Below are 16,215 nucleotides of genomic sequence, written 5' to 3'. Positions count from 1 at the left end.
AGTGCAGGGCCATGAAATCCCTCAAGATCGGCGTCTTCGGCGCCGGCCATTTCGGCCGCTTTCATGCCCTCAAGCTGCGCGGCGCGGCCCGCGCCACCCTGGCCGGCCTGCATGACCCGGACCCGGCGCGCGCGGCGCTGGTGGCGGGCGAGGCCGGCTGCCAGGCCCTGACGGCCGAGGCCCTGATGGCCGCGAGCGACGCCGTGATCATCGCGACCCCCACGCTCCATCACGCGCGGATCGCCGGGCAGGCGCTGGCCGCCGGGCGGCACGTCTTCGTGGAAAAGCCCATCACGGCGACGCTGGCCGAGGCGGATGCGCTGATCGGGGCCGCGGCCGCCGGGGGCCGCGTGCTCATGGTCGGCCAGATCGAGCGCCATTCCGCCGCCATCCGCACCCTGCGCGAGAACCTGGCCGGGCGCCGCCTGATGGCGCTGGAGGCGACGCGCGTCGCCCCCTTCCGGCCGCGCAGCCTGGATGTCTCGGTCGTGCTGGACCTGATGATCCACGACCTGGACCTGATCCTCTCTCTCGTCCCGGCACCGCTGACCGAGGTGCGCGCCGTGGGCGGCGCCGTGATGACGCAGCTGCCCGACTGGGCGGTGGCGCAGTTGCGCTTCGCCAATGGCGCGCAGGCCCAGGTGACGGCGAGCCGCGTGGCCGTCGGCCTTGAGCGCAAGCTGCGCGCCCTCGGCCCCGAGGGCGAGATGCGGGTGGATTTCATGGCGCGCAGCCTGGAATACCTCGCCCCCGGCGGCGGGGATGGCGTGGAGCACATGCCGGGCTGGAGCCTGATGCGCCGCAGCTGGACCGATTACGACAGCCTGGAGGCCGAGCAGAGCGCCTTCATCGCCGCCATCCTGGATGGCACGCCGCATGAGGCGAATGGCGAGCAGGGCCGCGCGGCGCTGGATGCCGCGCTGCGTGTGGAGGCCGCGCTCGCCGGCTGAGCTACTGCCGGCGGACGATGATCCGGATCGGGCCGGGTTCGATCCCCGCCTTGCGCATCTGCCGGCGTCGCCACCAGAGCGAGATGCCGGCGATGGTGCCCGCGCCGATGACGACGGGCAGCAGCAGCCCGATGAAGAAGATGGCGACCGCGACGAGCAGCAGCCCGCCCGCCGCGAGGGCGACCAGCATGGCGATGCCGCCCATCCGCGCGAGCAGGAGGTTGAAGCCGCTGGGCTTCGGCGCTTCCCGGAACTCGCCCTCGGGCGTCATGTCCAGCACCGGCCGGTGGTGTGTCGGGTTGTCCATGACCCGCATGTTGCCCTTTGCGGGTCGCGCTTCAAGTCCCGTTTGCCGGGGCGGGCCGGTCGCCTTACATCACGCGTGATTGATGGAGATTCCCATGCCGCTTCTCGGCTGCATCGCCGACGACTTCACCGGCGCGACCGACCTCGCCAGCACGCTGGTCCGCCAGGGCATGCGCGCCGTGCAGGTGATCGGCGTCCCGTCCGGCCCCCTGCCCGAGGCGGATGCGGTGATCATCGCGCTCAAGTCCCGCACCATCCCGGTGGGCCAGGCGGTGGCGCAGTCGCTGGCCGCCTGCGAGGCGCTGCTGGCCGCCGGGGCGAAGCAGATCCTCTTCAAATACTGTTCCACCTTCGACAGCACGGATGAAGGCAATATCGGCCCGGTGGCGGAGGCGCTGCTCAAGCGCCTGGATGGCGGCTTCGCCATCGCCTGCCCCGCCTTCCCGACCAATGGCCGCACCATCTATCAGGGCCATCTCTTCGTGGGCGCGAACCTGCTGAACGAGAGCGGGATGGAGAACCACCCGCTGACGCCGATGCGCGACGCCAACCTGGTGCGCGTGCTGGGCCGCCAATGCGAGGGCGGCGTCGGCCTCCTGCCCTTCACCGTGGTGGCGCAGGGCGCGGCCGCCATCCGCTCCGAGGTGACACGGCTGCGCGATGCGAACCGCCGCTTCGCCATCGCGGACGCCATCACCGACCAGCACCTCATCGCGCTGGGCGAGGCCTGCGCGAATCACGCGCTCATCACCGGCGGATCGGGCATCGCCATGGGCCTGCCGGAGAATTTCCGCCGCGCCGGCCTGCTGCCCGCCCGCGCCGATGCGGGCGCGCTGCCGGAGGTGGGCGGGCTTTGCGCCGTGGTGGCCGGCTCCTGCTCGCGCGCCACGCTCGGGCAGATCGGCCTCGCGCGCGACCATGTGCCGACGCTGGAGCTGGATGCGCTGGCGACACCCGATGCCACCGCGCTGGTGCAGCAGGCGCGCGACTGGATGGCCGGCAAGCTCGATGCCGCGCGCCCCATCGTCATCGCCGCCTCCGGCACGCCGGAGCGCGTGGCCGCCCTGCAGGCCAAGCTCGGCCGTGACGCGGCGGGCGCCCTGGTGGAGGAGGCGATGGCCGGGATCGCGGCCGACCTCGTGGCGGCCGGCGTGCGCCGCCTCGTCGTGGCCGGCGGCGAGACCTCGGGCGCCGTCGTGCAGCGCCTCGGCGTGGAGGCGCTGCGCATCGGCGCCGAGATCGACCCCGGCGTGCCCTGGACGCATGCGACGCGCGCCACCGCGCCCGAGGGGATGCACCTTGCGCTGAAGAGCGGCAATTTCGGCGCGCGCGACTTCTTCCTGAAGGCCTTCTCGTGAGCCTGCGCGAGGAAGACCAGCGCCAGATTCTCGTCAGCCTCGGCGCCTCGCTCTTCGCGCGCGGCTTCAGCGTGGGCAGCGCCGGCAACATCAGCGTGCGGCTGCCCGACGGCTACCTGATGACGCCGACCAATTCCTCGCTTGGCCGGCTCGATGCCGCGCGCATCAGCAAGCTCGACCTCGACTGGCGGCATGTGGGCGGCGACAAGCCGACCAAGGAGGTCTTCCTCCATCGCGCCTTCCTCGACGCGCGGCCCGATGCGGGGGCGGTCGTGCATCTGCACTCGACCCACGCCACCGCTATCTCCTGCCTGGAGGAGGCGGTGATCCCGCCGCTCACACCTTATTTCGTGATGCGGGTCGGCCGGACGCTGCCCCTCATTCCCTATTACCGGCCGGGTGACGCGGCGATGGAGCCCGCCATCCACGCGGCGGCGAAGACGGCCAAGGCCGTGCTGCTCGCCAATCACGGCCCGGTGATCTGCGGCCCCACGCTGACCGATGCGGTCAATGCGGCCGAGGAGCTGGAGGAGGCCGCGCGCCTCGCCCTCATGCTCCGCACGCTCAATCCCCGCCTGCTGACACCCGCGCAGGTGGATGATCTTCTCAACACCTTCGGATAAGGATTTTCCATGGATCGTACCGCCCCCACCGAACACCCCGTGCTGCCCGCCATCGCGGCGCGCTGGAGCCCGCGCAGCTATCTCGGCACGCCGGTGAGCGATGCGCAGCTGCACTCCGTGCTCGAGGCCGGCCGCTGGGCGGCCTCCGCCTATAACGAGCAGCCCTGGCAATACCTGGTGGCGCGCAAGAACGTGGAGGCCGAGGCGTATGAGAAGCTGAAGGCCTGCCTCGTCGCCTTCAACCAGGGCTGGATCGGCGAGGTGCCGGTGCTGATGCTGGCCTGCGCGCGGCTGAACTCGGCCGGCAGCGGCAAGCCCAATCCCTGGGCGCATTATGATGCCGGCCAGGCGACCAGCGCCATGGCGATCCAGGCCGCGGCGCTGGGTTTGCAGCTGCACCAGATGGCCGGCTTCGACGCGGCCGCCGCGCGCGCCGCCTTCAACATCCCGGAAGACGTGGCGCCGATCGCGGCGATGGTGCTGGGCACGCCCGGCCCTGCCTCCGCGCTGCCCGAGCAGCTCGCCCAGCGCGAGACGGCGCCGCGCGTGCGCAAGCCGGCGGGCGAGGTCTTCTTCTTCGGCAGCTGGGGCTGAGCCAGGAGCATGATGCGCTGAGGCGGGATCGCCGCAACGCTGGATCATCCTTTTGCCAAGGCGCTGGAGCGTGAGGGGTGAACGGATGTGAAGGCGGCGCGCTCCAGCGCCGCTCAGGCCATGAAAAAAGGCGCCACCCGGTCCGGGTGGCGCCTTCCTTTTTGACCACGCGAAACGCGAGATCAGGTCGTCGGCGTCTCGGAAGGCGCGGGCGCCGGAGCAGCGGCGGCGGCCTTCTTGGCGGCGCGGGTGGCGGCAGCCTTCTTCGCGGCCTCGGCGCGCTTCGGATCCTTCGCGGGAGCGGCCTTCTTGGCGGCGGGCTTTGCGGCGGCCTTCTTGGGCGCGGCCTTCTTCGCGGGGGCGGCCTTCTTGGCAGCCGGCTTCTTTGCGGCGGCCTTCTTGGGCGCGGCCTTCTTCGCGGGGGCGGCCTTCTTGGCAGCCGGCTTCTTTGCGGCGGCCTTCTTGGGCGCGGCCTTCTTCGCGGGGGCGGCCTTCTTGGCAGCCGGCTTCTTTGCGGCGACCTTCTTGGGCGCGGCCTTCTTCGCGGGGGCGGCCTTCTTGGCAGCCGGCTTCTTTGCGGCGGCCTTCTTGGGCGCGGCCTTCTTCGCGGGCGCAGCCTTCTTGGCGGCCGGCTTCTTGGCGGCGGCGACGCGGCCGCGCGCGGTGGCGGGCTTCTTCGCCGTGCGGCGGGCGCCGGCGGCAACCGCCATGGCTTGCGCGCGTGGCGCGACGTCGGGGGTTTCGGTCGTGTCGGTCATTGCTGGTCTCCTTGCGCCGGGGCGCATCGGGTTGGGTTCACTTACTGGCCGCGGCGGCATCGCGCCGCGACGGAAGGCAGAGAGTTCGAACAGGCGAAGATCATCGTCGTGAGGATCTCTTGCGCTGATCCGCGCAGCCGCCCGGTACCTGGTTGACCACCATGATCACCCATCGCCCGACGGAGGCTTTCGCCTTCCTCCCGCAGAGGCCGGAATGTCGTTCCGGCTAACCTCATCGAGGTTTCCCCCTTCCGTCCGCCGCTCGCCCTGCTCTGCGATCGCGATGCCTGGCTCTCCGTGTTTCGCGTGATGCGCGGCGGTCGGAGCGAGGTACGAATCGCGCGTCAATGCGTGCGTGCGCAACGCTATCGGAATGCGCGAGTTGTGTGTCAAACACATTCTGCTTTTGTCGCGCGATTTTTTGAAGCGCGCGTCGCGCGCGCATCACGCTCAGCGTTGCGCGCATCACGCACCGCATCGCCTGCGCCTTGAGGAACACATCGCGCGCGTGCCATCGCGGCGATGCGAAAAGGGCCGCCCGATCTCTCGGGCGGCCCTTCGCGTTAACGCTTCGTCGCTTTCGTCAGCGCGTGGGAACCGGCCGCTGCTCCACGCCGTTATAGAGAGAGAGCGGGCGGATCAGCCGGTTGTCCGCGCCTTGCTCGAAGACATGCGCGGCCCAGCCGGTGATGCGGCTGCACACGAAGATCGGCGTGAACATCGGGATGTCGAAGCCCATCAGGTAGTAGGCGGGCCCGGCCGGGAAATCGAGGTTGGGGTGGATGTTCTTCTCCGCCAGCATGACGCGCGCCAGCACGGCCGAGGTGTTCATCCAGCGCTTGTCGCCCACCACTTCCGCCATGATCTCGGCGTATTTCTTCATCGTCGGCACGCGGCTGTCGCCGTTCTTGTAGACGCGGTGGCCGAAGCCCATCACCAGCGCCTTGTGGTCGAAGCGGTCGCGCAGCCAGGATTCCGCGGCCTCGGGCGAGGGGATCTCCTTCAGCATGTGCATCACCGCCTCATTGGCGCCGCCATGCAGCGGGCCCTTCAGCGCCGCGATGCCCGCCGTGATCGCGCCGTGCAGGTCCGCCATGGTGGAGGTGACGACACGCGCGGCGAAGGTCGAGGCGTTGAAGGTGTGCTCCGCGTAGAGGATCATCGAGACGTCGAAGGCCTTGATCACCTCGGGCTGCGGCACCTTGCCGAAGACCATGTGGAAGAAGTTCTCGCAGAAGGGCAGCGCGGGGTCGGGTGCGATGGGTGCCAAGCCCTTGCTCAGCCGGTTCGTCGCCGCCACTGCCGTCGGGATCTTCGCCAGCAGGCGGATCGCCTTGCGGCGCTGGGCGGCGTCGCTGATGTCGGCCGTCTCCGGGTCCTCCATCCCCATGAAGGAAACGGCGGTCCGGATCGCATCCATCGGATGCGCCTCCTTCGGGAATTCGGCCAGCACGCGCATCAACTCGGGCGAGAGGCTGCGCTGCAAACGCTCGGCCTCGGCGAAGGCGGCGCGCTCGGCGGCGCTGGGCAGCTCGCCGTTCCACAGCAGGTAGGCGACGTCCATGAAGTTGGAGTTCTCGCACAGGTCCTGCACGGCATAGCCGCGATAGGTCAGGCTGTTGGTCTCGGGCATCACCTTCGAGACGCTGGATTCATCGGCATAGACGCCGACCAGCCCTTTGCGGACTTCGATCTGTTCAGCCATGGCATTCCTCATGTCGTGCGCTGGTTGGTTTCTTGTGCACCGCAGCTTAAGCGCGCTTGCGCTCCTGTCCATGGGCCGGGCCGATCGCGGCCATCGGCGCGATGCGCTTTCAGGAAGCTTCCCGCCAGGGCATGCTTGCCGGGCCATTCGGAAGGATCAGCGCGTGCATCGCTCCATCCCCGCCCTCAGCCTTGCCCTCGGCCTGGTCCTGGCCTTGCCGGCGAAGGCGCAGTTCGCGCCTCCCCCGCCCGACTGCATCCGCCCTGGCTTCATCACCTTGGGCGGCTTCGAGACGCGGATCGTGGCGGGGAAGCTCGAGACGCCGTCGCTGGTCTTCGAGTATGTGGTCACACTCACCGCCGCCCGGCCGATGCGCTTCGTCAATGTCCTGTTCACCGCGCCGAACGCGCCGCTCGTCTCCCTCGCGCCCGATCTGCCCGCGGGCGTGCAGACCCGGGTGTCGCTGGGCCAACGCAACGGCCCGGCCCTCTCCGAAAGCGATTTGCGGAATGGCCTGCGGGTGACCTGCACGCCGCTCTGAGCCTGAAACGGGTTGGCGCGCGCCCCGCACCCGCCTAGCCTTGCACCGGGCCGCATCCTCTTGATCGCGGCAAGGTTGAGGAAGACGCGAGAATGGCCTTCGATCTGGTGGTGCGCGGCAGCCTGGTGCTGGCGGATGGGATTCTGGAAAACGGCTATGTCGCCGTCAGCGGCGGTGTGATCGCCGCCATCGGCCAGGGCAGCCCGCCCGCCGCGTCCGAGGTGGTGGACCATCGCGGCAAGCTGGTTTTCCCCGGCCTCGTGGATGGCCACATGCACACCAGCAGCAGCACCGGCTGGCCGGGAATCGAGGGCGCCTCCATGTCCGCCGCGGCCGGCGGTGTCACCACCTGCGTGGACATGCCCTATGACGTGCCGCGCCCGGTGACCGATGCCGGCATCCTCGCCGAGAAGATCCAGGTGGTGAACGCCACCTCCCATGTGGACATGGCGCTCTATGGCACCATCCGGAAGGATGGCGGCGTGGAGGAGATCGCGGGCCTCGCCAATGCGGGCGTCTGCTCCTTCAAGCTCTCCACCTATGAATATGACGCGGTGCGCTTCCCGCGCATCAACAACACCATGATGGTCGAGGCCTTCGCCGAGATCGCAAAGACCGGCCTCATGGTGGGCATCCACAATGAGGACCAGGAGATTGTGGAAGGCGCCATCGCCGCCGCCAAGGCCACCGGCCGCACCGACCCGATCATGCATGCCCGCACCCGCCCGCCGCTCTGCGAGACCATGGCTGACCTCGCCATCTTCGAGATGGCGCTGGAGACCGGCGCCCATGTCCATATCGCCCATTCGAGCCTGGCCCGCGGCTTCGACCTCGCCGAGATCTTCCGCAAGCAGGGTGGCAAGACCTCGGGCGAGGCCTGCATCCAGTACCTCTGCATGACGGAGGAGGACCTGGTCCGCCTCCAGGGCTTCGGCAAGTGCAACCCGCCCTTCCGCACGGCCGATGAGGTGGAGCGCATCTGGGGCAGCATCGCGGAAGGCAAGGTCGCCTATGTCTCGACCGACCACGCGCCCTGGCCGAAGAGCCGCAAGGAATACACGGGCGACATCTTCGCCTGCGGCGCGGGGCTGACCGGCCTGCAGAGCTTCGCGCCGCTCATGTTCACGCTGCTGCGCCAGCGCGGCCTGCCGCTCAGCCTGATGGCGAGTCTCTGCGCCGAGCGGCCGGCGAAGTTCCATGGCCTGTTTCCCAGGAAGGGCGCCATCCGCATCGGCTGCGACGCCGACCTCCTGGTGATGGAGGAGGGCGAGTTCACTTTCGACGCCCGCGACATCCAGGACCGCGAGGACGCCAAGTGGTCGCCCTATGACGGCATGGCGATGAAGGCGCGGGTCGCCGGCACCTTCCTGCGCGGCCATTGCATCTGGGACGGCAAGCAGGTGCTGGCCCGCCCGGGCACCGGCCGCTTCGTGCCGCGCCAGCACGGGGAGACCTTCACGGGCTAGGCGGGCGCCGGTATGGACGTGGCGTCACCATCCGGAGCGCCCGCCCATGTCCGCCAGCATCACCCCCGTCATCGGCCTGATCGGCGGTTCGGGCCTCTATGACATCGACGGCCTGCAGGACCGCGAGTGGCGGCATGTGCCCACCCCCTGGGGCTCGCCCTCGGACCAGCTGCTCTTTGGCACGCTGGCCGGGGTGCGCTGCGTCTTCCTGCCGCGCCATGGCCGCGGCCATCCCAACCCGCCCTCCGCGCTGAACTTCCGCGCCAATATCGACGCGCTGAAGCGCAGCGGCGTCACCGACGTGATCTCGCTCTCGGCGGTGGGTTCGCTGCAGCCGCAATATCCGCCGGGCCATTTCGTGATCGTGGACCAGTTCATCGACCGCACCTTCGCGCGGGAAAAATCCTTCTTCGGCCCGGGCTGCGTCGCCCATGTGAGCGTGGCGCACCCGACCTGCCCGCGCCTCTCGGACGCCATCGCCGAGGCGGGCAAGGAGCTCGACCTGCCCATGACCAAGGGCGGCACCTACCTTGTCATGGAAGGCCCGCAGTTCAGCACCAAGGCCGAGAGCCTGCTCTATCGCCAATGGGGCTGCGACGTGATCGGCATGACCAACATGCCCGAGGCCAAGCTCGCCCGCGAGGCGGAGCTTTGCTACGCCTCCGTCGCCATGGTGACGGATTTCGACTGCTGGCACCCGGACCATGACCATGTGACGGTGGACCAGGTGGTGAAGGTGCTGTTCTCGAACGCCGACAAGGCCCGCGCCCTGGTCAAGGCGCTGATCCCGCGCATCGGCGCCCCACGTGGCCCCTGCGAGGCGGGCTGCGACCGCGCCCTGGACCATGCGCTGATCACGGCGCCCGAGATGCGCGACCCGCGGATGCTGGCCAAGCTCGACGCCGTCGCCGGGCGGGTTCTCCGCCCCGCCTGACCTACTCCACCAGCGCACCGTCGCTGAAGCGGATGTGCCGGCTGTGGTATTCGGCCACGGCCGGACGATGCGCGATGGAGAAGATCATCGCCCCCGGCAGGCGTTCGGCCAGCACCTCGTAGAGCCGCCGCTCGCCGGCCGGGTCCAGGCTGGCCGTGGCCTCGTCCAGGAAGAGCCAGTCGGGCTTGAACAGCAAAGCGCGGGCCAGCGCCACGCGCTGCTGCTCGCCGCCCGAGAGGAGTTGCGACCACGCCTCCTCCAGATCGAGCTTGGGCGCGAGGTGTGACAGCCCCGCATCCTCCAGCGCCGCCAGGATTTCCGCATCGCTGAAGGCATCAGCGGCGGCGGGGTAGCAGAGCACGCGGCGCAGCGAGCCGAGCGGCAGATAGGGCCGCTGCGGCAGGAACAGCGCGCGCTCGCCCGGCGGGGTTTCCAGCCGCCCATGGCCGAAGGGCCAGATGCCGGCCAGAGCGCGGAACAGGGTGGATTTCCCGCTGCCGGACGCGCCGGTCAGCAGCACGCGCTCGCCCGCGCGGAGTTCCAGCGCGACGTCCTCCAGCAGCACGCGCCCATCGGGCAGGCGCAGCTTCAGCCCCTCCAGCCGGATGCGGCCGGGCGCGCCCGTCCCAGCGCGCAGGCCCTCGCCCTCGCGCGCGGCGAGGCGCGCGGCGTCCAGCGCGTCACGGAAGCCGGTGAGGCGCGTCACCGTCGCGCGCCACTCGGTCAGCGCCGCGTAGTTGTCCACGATCCAGGAGAGCGCGCCCTGCACCTCGCCGAAGGCCTGCGCCGTCTGGGTCAGGCCGCCCAGCGGGATGCGGCCGGCGAAGAAGGCGGGGGCCGCCACGACGAAGGGAAACACCGTCGCCACCTGGGTGTAGCCCGCGGTGAAGAAGGTGAGGCGCTTGGTCGCCACCATCAGCGCCCAGAAATTCTCCATCAGCGCGCGGAAGCGGGTGACGAGCGCGCCGCGCTCCTCCGCCTCGCCGCGATGCAGCGCCACCCCTTCCGTGCTGTCGCGGAAGCGCACCAGCGCATAGCGGAAATCCGCCTCCACCTTCTGCTGGTTGAAGTTCAGCCGCGTCAGCCGCCGCCCGATCAGATGCGCCAGCCAGGTGCCGAGCGCCGCATAGAGGATGGCGACCCAGACCATGTAGCCAGGGATGGTGATGCCCAGGATCACCGCCGGCCCCGAAAGCGCCCAGAGCACCAGCAGGAAGGAGAAGAGCGTCACCACGCTGCGCATCAGGCCCAGCCCCAGGGCGAGGGTCTCATCCACGAAGAGGCGGGCATCCTCGGAAAGCCGCTGGTCCGGGTTGTCCGTGCCGTAGCTCGTCAGCGCCATGCGGTAATAGGCGCGGTCGGTGAGCCAGCCGGCCAGCAGCGTCTCCGTCGTCCAGCGGCGCCAGCGGATCTGCAGCGCCTGGCGCAGGTAGATGGCGTAGACCGCGATGAGGATATAGGCGGTCGCGATCCAGACGAAGCCGGGCATCAGCCCGCTCTCGGTGTCCTTCCAGCTGAAGAGCAGGGCGGAGAAGGCCGCCGCGTCCCGCGCCTCCAGCGCGTTGAAGAACTCCCGGTTCCAGTAGGAGAGCAGGACCGACATCGCGACCAGCGCGAGGTTCAGTCCCACCACCACGGCGAGCAGGCCGCGCGCGGCCCAGCGTTCCTCGCTCCGCCAATAGGGCAGGGCGAGCGAGAGGGCCTCGCGGATGGCCGTCATGCGGGGGGCTCCGGAATGCGGGAGAGAAGATCGAGCGCGCCCGGATGGCCGGGCGCGATGCGGAGCGCCTGGGCCACCAGCAGCCGCGCGCTGGCCGGCTGTTCCTGACCCAGCGCAAGGCGGGCGGCGGCCAGCATCGCCTCGGCGCTGTTGGGCGGCAGGCGCGCCACCTCGCCCTCCGCCTCGGTGACGTGGGGCGCGTGCTGCCAATAGGCCTCGCGCCGCGCCTGCATGCCAGCCAGCTCGCGCTCGAGGGCCAGGCGCATGGCCGGGCGCAGCGCCTCGGGCAGGGCGGCGAGTGCGGGGCGCATCGCGCGCGCATAGCTGCGATAGAGGAAATCCGGGTCATGCGCGGCCGTCTGCGCGCCTTCCCAGATGCGGTAGCAGTAGAGGATCTCGGGCAGGCATTCGAGGTGCAGGCCGGCGAGTGCCGCCGCCTGCAGGAACTCCCAATCCTCGAAATAGGCGCGGTCGAGCGTGAAGCCGCCCATGCGGTCCCACGCCGTGCGGCGCATGAACATGTTGGCGTCGCCCATGCCGTTGCGGAACACGCCGAGCGCGGAATTGGGCCCGGTCGGGATCCAGCCGATGGGCCGCGCGCTGCGGTGGCGCGGCGGCGCGCCCGCACCCCGGAAGGACTGCATCTGGCAGGTCAGCACATCGGCGCCCGAGCGGCGGGCGGCGGTGACGAAGGTCGAGACCTCATCCGGCCAGGCGGCGTTGTCGTCATCCATGAAGAGCAGGAACTCGCCCCGCGCCGCCTCCACCGCGCGGTGGCGCGTGATGCCCTGCCAGGAATTCTCCGCGTTGCGCAGCAGCGTCCAGCCGCGCGCGGCGAAGCGGGACGCCAGCGCCTCATGGAAGCGCCGGGCGGCGGCGTCCGTGCTCGCGTCATCCACCAGGACGAGTTCGAGGTTGGGATAATCCTGCGCCTCGATCGAGGCGATGGCGTGGGCCAACGGCCCGTGCCGGTTGAAGGCCGCCATGCAGACCGAGACGAGCGGATGCCCCTGCAGCACCGGCGGTGCGGGCAGCGGCGCCAGCGCCGCATGCCAGTCGAGCCAGAGCCGCGCCGCCGCCTCGGGCACGATGGCCGCGCGGCCGGAGGCAGCACCCTCGCTCAGCGCGCGCCCCAGCGCATCCGCCAGCGCGGCCGGGTTGCGCGGATAGAGCAGCCGGGCGCGATCCTCGTCCGCCACCAGCTCGCCGATGCCGCCGACATCGGGCGCCAGGAAGGGCAGCCCCGCCGCCAGGCATTCCAGCACCACATAGGGCGCGTTCTCCATCCGCGAGGCGATGACGGCGAGCCGCCCGGGTGCGGCCAGGTATTCGCGCGCCTCATGCGGATCGAGATCGTTCACCACCGTCCAGGGCATGGGCCAGGCCCCGGCCGCGGCGCCGATCCAGGCCAGGGCGTGCACGCCCGCCATGTGCCCCACCTTGCCGAGGAAGGTGACGCGCGCCGGCGCCTGCCCGGCGCGGACCAGCCGCGTCACCGCCTCGCAGAAGAGGCCGAGGCCCTTGCGCTCCTCCAGCCGGCCGAAGAAGACCAGCTCCGTCACCGGGCGGGGCGTGAACCCGGTCGCGGCGCGGCCGAGGAAGCTCGCCGGCAGCAGATTGGGCATGACCTGCGCCTCAGGCAGCTTCCAGCCCATCTCCGCCACCTGCTCGAGGATGTAGCGGGAGGGCGCGGTGACGAAATCCGCCCCCTCCGCGCTGCGCCGCTCCATCCAGTCGGTCTCCAGCTCGCCGCTATGGGTGATGAACTGGGCGGAATGCGCGAAGTGCCAGAAGGTCGGGCTATGGATCTGGCAGATCAGGCGCGTCCGCTGGAAAGCGAGGCCGCAGCGCTTGGCCACCGTGATCCAGTAGCCGATGCCGCGCATCTCGTGGAAATGGATCGCGTCGAAGTCGCGCGTCTTCAGCCAGTGATAGGCGCCGAGCGAGAGCTCCGCCTCGCCGCCCTCCAGGAAGAGCGAGACGAAATCAATGCCACGCTTCGCATAATGCCGCCGCCAGCGCGTGACGGGTTCATTCTCCGTGTAGGCGGAGGGGTAGCAGATGGTGACGTGATGCCCGGCGGCCACCAGCGTCTCGGCCAGCGCCAGGAAGGCCGTGCCCATGCCGCCATTGCGGATGGGGCCCACGAAATCCAGCGTCAGCAGGCAGATGCGCATCAGGCCACCGCCGTGACGATCAGCGCGATGCCGTCCCGCTCGCGCGCCTGGAGGCGCCAGCCGGCCTCGGTCAGCATCTCCTCCAGCGCGGCCTCGCTGATGAACCACCACCAGGGTGCGGCGAGATGCGCGGCCTCAGCCGCCTCGCGCGTCAGCCGCCCGGGGAAGGCCGCGAATTGCGGCAGGGTGACGCCCTCTGCCCTCAGCGCCGCATCGAGCGCCGCGGCGCGCGCCGCGTCCAGCTCGCCCGCATGCCAGAGGTCGAAACCAAGTGCCGCCAGTTCCTCCGTCATGGGCACCACGCTGCCGCGCAGGATGAGCCGCGTGGCGCCCGTCGCGCGCAGGCCCATCAGGCGGCGCGGCGGGTCCCCATCGAGGCGCGCCAGATCCTCGCCGTCCAGCACCAGGTCCATATCCGGCAGGCGTTCGCGGAGATCGGGCGCGTCGAGCGAGCCGCGCATCCACCAGGCGCGCCAGGCGCCGGGGTCGGCATGCAGCGGGGGCGGCAGGGGGTCGCGCGCGGCGGCGCGGGCTTCGACCATCGCCTCGGCCTCGGCGGCCAGGCCAAGCCGCTCGCCGGCCTCCAGCAGCAGCGCATCGGCCTGGTCGGGGCGGCTCGCGCTGAACACCTGGACCGCGGCGGCGCCGGCGGCCAGCGCGCCCAGCGCGATCTCCGGCGTCTCGCGCGCGTCATTCCAGGCGAGCAGCACGCGCTGGCCCTGCGCGGCCTCCGTGGCGCGCCGGGCGAAACGGCTCGGCGGCGCGGGCGGCGGCGCGGGCGCGGGCTCGGCCGGCAGGGCGGCGAGCGCGGCGAGCCAGCGTTCGACGCGCTTGCGGTTCGCTCCGAAATCGGAATAGCCCAGCAGGCTGCGCGAATAGAGGAAAAGGCTGCTTCCCTCCGGCGTCGCCACGCATTCGGCCACGATGATGTCGGGGAAGTTCAGCGCCGAGCGCTCCACCCATTGCGCCTGCCGCCGCTCGGGCCAGGCGGCCAGCTGCCAGGTGCGCGGGAAGCCGCGGGCGAGGGTGAGCAGGCGCTCGAACACCGCCTCCGGCGTGCCCGCCAGGACCGGCGCCACCACCTGCTTCGGCCCGGGGTGCGAGGGCGGCGCGGCGAGGCAGGTGTTGGGCGAGGGCGGCGGCACAAGGGAAGCGAATTCGACCGGGCTCGGCGCCTCCAGCCCCTTCGGGCCCTGCCCCAGCAGCGCGGCGAAGCCGCTCACGCTTCGCCTTCGGCTGGCCCTTGGCCGGCTCCGCCGGCGGGGGGCCGCTTCCGGCGCAGGCGGATCACGCCGTGCATGGCCTCGGGCGGGATGGGCTTGCCCTTGCGCAGGATCTCCACCTCGCCCGCCACCGAAAGCCGCGCGGCGGCCTGGCGCACCAGGTGCATGAGCGGGCGCCAGTTCTCGGGCTCCAGCCCGCGCGCGACCTCGGAGGGGCAGATGGATTTCGCCGTCGCATCCAGGCGGCGCAGCATCTCCGCCTCGATGGCCTCGGGTCCTGGCGTGTGGCGGCTCATGGCACGAGCCAGGTGGCGCGCTCGCCGCCCGGCAGCCATTCGAGCCGCGCCCGGCGATGCCCCTCGGCGGCGAGCCAGAGCCATTCCATCGCGTGCGCGTGCAGCAGGATGGTGCCGAAATGCGCGCGGCCGCCGACCGCATCCTGCGGCGCGGGCAGGGGGGCCTGCACCACCGTGCCCGGCCCGGGTTCGATCGCGTAGCACATCCGGCTGAAGCTGCGGCTGGCCTGCCAGGCGGCTTCCGCCACCTCATCATCCACATGGAGCGAGGCGATGCCCTCGAGGCGGATCTGCACCTGCGCCACGGGGTCATAGGCGTGCAGCGCGCAGCGCGGGTCGCGCGTCAGCTCCGCGAATTTCTCGCTGCGCCGGTCGCTGTGCAGGCGCAGCGTGCGCGTGCCCGCGTCGAAGCCGCGCAGCACCAGGGTGCGGGCGCGCGGCGTGCCGTCCAGGCCGATGCTGGCGAGTGTGGGCGTATGGATCGGGCTGCGGCGGTTGGTGACGCCCTCGGCCAGCAGGGCGAAGGCGGCCTCGCGCACGGCGCCGAGGTCATCGGCATGGGCGGGGCGGGGCGCGGGCTGGGCGCGGGCACTCATGCGCCGAGCACCCGTGCGGCCAGGGCCTGCCCGCTTTCCCAGGCGGATTCCGCGCGGCCGGCGAGGCATCCATCCGAGGCATAGCCGAGGCCGAGGGAGGCATCCCAGAGGCAGGGCTGGCCCAGCGCCACCTCCAGCAGCGAATAGCGCCAGCGATGGGCCACGGCGAAAAGCGGCGGCGGCGCGGGCAGCGCCGCCAGCAGGGCGGCGATCACCTGATCGGCCGGGGCTTCGAGGAATTCGCGGCTGAATTCTGGTCCGGCCTGGATCACCCAGTTCTCCTGCGTGGCGTCGCGGCCGGGCTTGGCGCTGTCCCGCGCCGCCCAGCCGATGGGGCCGTGGTAGCGCAGCGTGTCCGGCAGATCGAGCTTGCGCGCGAAGCCGGCCATCACCGTCCAGCAGGGCGCGTATTCGACGGCGGCCAACGGCTTGGCCAGTTCGGGCGGCAGGATGGCGCGCGCCTGCTCGGCCGGGAAGGTGACGAGCACGGCGGAAAACGGGCCGGCCATGTCGGGCGGCGTGCCGGGCAGTGGCTTGCCGGGGCGGACCAGGGCCGCCTCCCAATGCGCCACCATCCAGCCCTCCTCCGTGCGATGCAGCGCGCCGGCATGTCGCCCGGTCTGGATATCGAGCCCTTCGGCCAGATGCCGCCCCAGGGCGGACATGCCGGGCACCGGCACGCGCCGCTTGGCATCGGGCCAGGGCTGCGTGCCGCCCGCCTCCAGCAGGGCCGCGAAACCCGCGTGTTCGGCCCGCAGATATTGCGCCCCGTGGTCGAAGCGGTGGCTTTGCCCCGCATGCTCGATCCGGCGCGTGGCGAGCCGCCCGCCAGCGGCGCGGCCCTTGTCGAAGAGCCGGACCGCGCGCCCCGCGGCGGTCAGGGCTTGGGCGGCGGAGAGGCCGGCAAGGCCGGCGCCGAGGACGGCGATGGGAAGCATCCCCGCATCAACGGCATTTGCCGCGTGCCG

General features: G+C 71.1%; 16 protein-coding genes. 7 read left to right on the top strand and 9 right to left on the bottom strand.

Translation table 11 applies throughout. The annotated features are described in order from the left end of the window. Nucleotides 1-11: 11 nt before the first annotated feature. A complete protein-coding gene (locus tag ACQ860_RS06545) occupies nucleotides 12-950 on the top strand; it encodes a Gfo/Idh/MocA family protein (protein WP_431302607.1) in 939 nt (312 codons plus the stop codon). Between the two features lies 1 nt (nucleotide 951). Here the strand turns inward: ACQ860_RS06545 and ACQ860_RS06540 are convergent, their stop codons facing one another. Further along, entirely contained in the window at nucleotides 952-1,257 is a 306-nt protein-coding gene (locus ACQ860_RS06540) for a hypothetical protein (protein WP_431302606.1), read from the bottom strand. Nucleotides 1,258-1,351: 94 nt separating this feature from the next. Between ACQ860_RS06540 and otnK the strand changes: the two genes are divergently transcribed. From otnK to ACQ860_RS06525, 3 genes are read left to right on the top strand one after another with little or no spacing between them, the layout of a single operon-like run. Then, complete coding sequence (otnK, locus tag ACQ860_RS06535) at nucleotides 1,352-2,614, top strand: 3-oxo-tetronate kinase (RefSeq protein WP_431302605.1); 1,263 nt, start codon at nucleotides 1,352-1,354, stop codon at nucleotides 2,612-2,614. Beyond that, nucleotides 2,611-3,237, top strand: coding sequence for an aldolase (locus ACQ860_RS06530; protein WP_431302604.1), 627 nt, complete (start codon nucleotides 2,611-2,613; stop codon nucleotides 3,235-3,237). The genes otnK and ACQ860_RS06530 overlap by 4 nt, the downstream gene beginning before the upstream one ends. Nucleotides 3,238-3,246: 9 nt before the next feature. Then, nucleotides 3,247-3,831, top strand: a complete 585-nt coding sequence (locus tag ACQ860_RS06525; protein WP_431302603.1) for a nitroreductase family protein — start codon at nucleotides 3,247-3,249, stop codon at nucleotides 3,829-3,831. A 182-nt stretch (nucleotides 3,832-4,013) separates the two neighbouring features. On the opposite strand, the gene ACQ860_RS06520 is transcribed toward ACQ860_RS06525, so the two are convergent. Beyond that, nucleotides 4,014-4,589, bottom strand: a complete 576-nt coding sequence (locus ACQ860_RS06520) for a hypothetical protein (protein WP_431302602.1) — start codon at nucleotides 4,587-4,589, stop codon at nucleotides 4,014-4,016. 583 nt (nucleotides 4,590-5,172) lie between these two features. Further along, nucleotides 5,173-6,294, bottom strand: coding sequence for a bifunctional 2-methylcitrate synthase/citrate synthase (locus ACQ860_RS06515; protein WP_431302601.1), 1,122 nt, complete (start codon nucleotides 6,292-6,294; stop codon nucleotides 5,173-5,175). A gap of 163 nt (nucleotides 6,295-6,457) precedes the next feature. On the opposite strand from ACQ860_RS06515, the gene ACQ860_RS06510 reads away from it, so the two are divergent. From ACQ860_RS06510 to ACQ860_RS06500, 3 genes are all read left to right on the top strand, one after another. Beyond that, nucleotides 6,458-6,835 carry a hypothetical protein gene (locus ACQ860_RS06510; RefSeq protein ID WP_431302600.1) on the top strand — a complete coding sequence of 126 codons (378 nt, stop codon included), beginning with the start codon at nucleotides 6,458-6,460 and terminating at the stop codon, nucleotides 6,833-6,835. Nucleotides 6,836-6,927: 92 nt separating this feature from the next. Further along, nucleotides 6,928-8,301, top strand: a complete 1,374-nt coding sequence (locus tag ACQ860_RS06505) for a dihydroorotase (protein ID WP_431302599.1) — start codon at nucleotides 6,928-6,930, stop codon at nucleotides 8,299-8,301. Nucleotides 8,302-8,347: 46 nt separating this feature from the next. Beyond that, on the top strand, nucleotides 8,348-9,235 hold the full coding sequence (locus tag ACQ860_RS06500; protein WP_431302598.1) for an S-methyl-5'-thioadenosine phosphorylase: 888 nt from the start codon (nucleotides 8,348-8,350) through the stop codon (nucleotides 9,233-9,235). Between the two features lies 1 nt (nucleotide 9,236). On the opposite strand, the gene ACQ860_RS06495 is transcribed toward ACQ860_RS06500, so the two are convergent. From ACQ860_RS06495 to ACQ860_RS06470, 6 genes are read right to left on the bottom strand one after another with little or no spacing between them, the layout of a single operon-like run. Beyond that, complete coding sequence (locus ACQ860_RS06495) at nucleotides 9,237-10,955, bottom strand: ABC transporter ATP-binding protein/permease (RefSeq protein ID WP_431302597.1); 1,719 nt, start codon at nucleotides 10,953-10,955, stop codon at nucleotides 9,237-9,239. Next, nucleotides 10,952-13,132, bottom strand: a complete 2,181-nt coding sequence (locus tag ACQ860_RS06490; protein WP_431302596.1) for a glycosyltransferase — start codon at nucleotides 13,130-13,132, stop codon at nucleotides 10,952-10,954. The genes ACQ860_RS06495 and ACQ860_RS06490 overlap by 4 nt, the downstream gene beginning before the upstream one ends. Continuing rightward, entirely contained in the window at nucleotides 13,132-14,355 is a 1,224-nt protein-coding gene (locus ACQ860_RS06485) for a DUF1499 domain-containing protein (protein ID WP_431302595.1), read from the bottom strand. Before ACQ860_RS06485 ends, ACQ860_RS06490 begins: the two co-directional genes overlap by 1 nt. Then, nucleotides 14,352-14,651, bottom strand: coding sequence for a DUF3253 domain-containing protein (locus tag ACQ860_RS06480; RefSeq protein ID WP_431302594.1), 300 nt, complete (start codon nucleotides 14,649-14,651; stop codon nucleotides 14,352-14,354). The genes ACQ860_RS06485 and ACQ860_RS06480 overlap by 4 nt, the downstream gene beginning before the upstream one ends. Further along, the gene (locus ACQ860_RS06475; protein ID WP_431302593.1) at nucleotides 14,648-15,247 is read right to left on the bottom strand and encodes a pyridoxamine 5'-phosphate oxidase family protein; all 600 of its coding nucleotides are present in this window, start codon (nucleotides 15,245-15,247) and stop codon (nucleotides 14,648-14,650) included. Before ACQ860_RS06475 ends, ACQ860_RS06480 begins: the two co-directional genes overlap by 4 nt. Further along, a complete protein-coding gene (locus ACQ860_RS06470) occupies nucleotides 15,244-16,185 on the bottom strand; it encodes an NAD(P)/FAD-dependent oxidoreductase (RefSeq protein WP_431302592.1) in 942 nt (313 codons plus the stop codon). Before ACQ860_RS06470 ends, ACQ860_RS06475 begins: the two co-directional genes overlap by 4 nt. Nucleotides 16,186-16,215 lie beyond the last annotated feature (30 nt).

The organism is Sediminicoccus sp. BL-A-41-H5, assembly GCF_050632405.1.
Classification (GTDB): Bacteria; Pseudomonadota; Alphaproteobacteria; order Acetobacterales; family Acetobacteraceae; genus Roseococcus.
The sequence above is the reverse complement of the archived record's forward strand: the minus strand, read 5'-3'. Positions and strand labels throughout refer to the sequence as shown.

Bases quoted from the DNA above. Each gene is read 5' to 3' on its own strand.
- ACQ860_RS06545 (WP_431302607.1), top strand. From the start codon at position 12: ATGAAATCCCTCAAGATCGGCGTCTTCGGCGCCGGCCATTTCGGCCGC.
- ACQ860_RS06540 (WP_431302606.1), bottom strand. From the start codon at position 1,257: ATGGACAACCCGACACACCACCGGCCGGTGCTGGACATGACGCCCGAG.
- otnK (WP_431302605.1), top strand. From the start codon at position 1,352: ATGCCGCTTCTCGGCTGCATCGCCGACGACTTCACCGGCGCGACCGAC.
- ACQ860_RS06525 (WP_431302603.1), top strand. From the start codon at position 3,247: ATGGATCGTACCGCCCCCACCGAACACCCCGTGCTGCCCGCCATCGCG.
- ACQ860_RS06520 (WP_431302602.1), bottom strand. From the start codon at position 4,589: ATGACCGACACGACCGAAACCCCCGACGTCGCGCCACGCGCGCAAGCC.
- ACQ860_RS06515 (WP_431302601.1), bottom strand. From the start codon at position 6,294: ATGGCTGAACAGATCGAAGTCCGCAAAGGGCTGGTCGGCGTCTATGCC.
- ACQ860_RS06505 (WP_431302599.1), top strand. From the start codon at position 6,928: ATGGCCTTCGATCTGGTGGTGCGCGGCAGCCTGGTGCTGGCGGATGGG.
- ACQ860_RS06500 (WP_431302598.1), top strand. From the start codon at position 8,348: ATGTCCGCCAGCATCACCCCCGTCATCGGCCTGATCGGCGGTTCGGGC.
- ACQ860_RS06495 (WP_431302597.1), bottom strand. From the start codon at position 10,955: ATGACGGCCATCCGCGAGGCCCTCTCGCTCGCCCTGCCCTATTGGCGG.
- ACQ860_RS06490 (WP_431302596.1), bottom strand. From the start codon at position 13,132: ATGCGCATCTGCCTGCTGACGCTGGATTTCGTGGGCCCCATCCGCAAT.
- ACQ860_RS06480 (WP_431302594.1), bottom strand. From the start codon at position 14,651: ATGAGCCGCCACACGCCAGGACCCGAGGCCATCGAGGCGGAGATGCTG.
- ACQ860_RS06475 (WP_431302593.1), bottom strand. From the start codon at position 15,247: ATGAGTGCCCGCGCCCAGCCCGCGCCCCGCCCCGCCCATGCCGATGAC.
- ACQ860_RS06470 (WP_431302592.1), bottom strand. From the start codon at position 16,185: ATGCTTCCCATCGCCGTCCTCGGCGCCGGCCTTGCCGGCCTCTCCGCC.